The sequence below is a fragment of the Craterilacuibacter sp. genome (assembly GCF_051659485.1).
Classification (GTDB): domain Bacteria; phylum Pseudomonadota; class Gammaproteobacteria; order Burkholderiales; family Chromobacteriaceae; genus Craterilacuibacter.
The window spans coordinates 1-1276 of the sequence record NZ_JBOFOO010000330.1; the positions used below are offsets into that span (position 1 = coordinate 1).

Sequence of the window (1276 nt, forward strand, 5' to 3'; positions counted from 1 at the left end):
TAACCTTTTCGGGCCAACTACCTACTTCTTCTAGCTATCGTACGATACATACTGAACAGAACAGAACAGAACTGAACTGAACTGAACTGAACTGAACTGAACTGAACTGAACTGAACTGAACTGGTAGAATAACATGGATAATATTAATATATTCCCATTTATTTCACTCAAAAACCCAAATTTCACACTAGATGCAGATAATATCTTGCGTGATTTTTTTTTCCGCAGGCAAGCACAATTCACGGCAGAAGAAGCCCACATCTGGCAGTGCATCAATGGCCGAGTGAATAATGCCAGCATTGAAGCCCGATATCCGGGGGCGCTCGCCTGCATCCACCGCTTTTATTCACAAGGCTGGTGCGAGTGTGTCGAGGCCTGCTTTCCGGAGGAGCGCCGAGCGGTACTGGTGATCGAACCGCATATGGATGATGCCGCCTTTAGCGTAGGCGGCCTGATGTGGTCAAGACGGATGGATTGCCACTTTACCATCCTGTCGATGGTGGGCATCAGCAACTACACGGAGGGACTGGGTTTTACCCCGCCACAACTGCATGGCAAAGACGAAGTCACGGCCTTACGCAAGGCGGAGTCTGCCTTGATGGCCCGCTGCATTGGCGGCGAACATGAAGTACTGTCAATGACGGACTCGCCATTGCGTTACCCACACACCCTCAGCCACGATGCCTGGCAGCCGGACTGGTTTACCCGCCACGCAGCGGCCATTTCCGCTCTTGTTAACCACCATGCAGACGAGGCAGAACAAACACAGCTTGAACTGTTCATCGAAGCAGCACTGGGCAGGCTTCGCTTTGAAGAGCTTTGGCTACCACTGGGACTGGGTGGGCATGTTGATCACGAACTGACGCGCAATGCCTGGCTAAATGTACTGCAGCGCAAGCATCTGAAATGCACAGTCTATTTTTATAGCGACGTACCTTACGTCAACCGTGCCGCAGCGCATCAAACGCAAATACTGGCCGCGCTGAACCGGCAACATGGCAAAACCATCAGCAACAGGCACGTCATAGATGAGGCAATGGAAGGTAAGCGCCGGCTAAGCGCCATTTACCGCTCACAATTCCAGCCCGAAGAAATCTGGCGACAAATCACGCAGGCTGCCACTGACGGAGCATCAGCCCTGCCCCACTTTCAGGAAACCCTGCACCAACTGGTCCAGCTTCCCACTCCGCTTGACTGCCGGCAGCTTTATTCGCGCAATCACATTGTCGAGCAACTGGGAAACAGGCTTATGCGATGGATAGCGCCGTACCGGAC

1 protein-coding gene is annotated in these 1276 nt (G+C 52.5%); it reads left to right on the forward strand.

Annotated elements, in window-relative coordinates; all coding sequences use genetic code 11:
* Window positions 1-134 precede the first annotated feature (134 nt).
* Window positions 135-1276 (forward strand): PIG-L deacetylase family protein (locus tag ACRC1E_RS11400; protein WP_438515213.1); only part of this gene is annotated, 1142 nt, incomplete at its 3' end.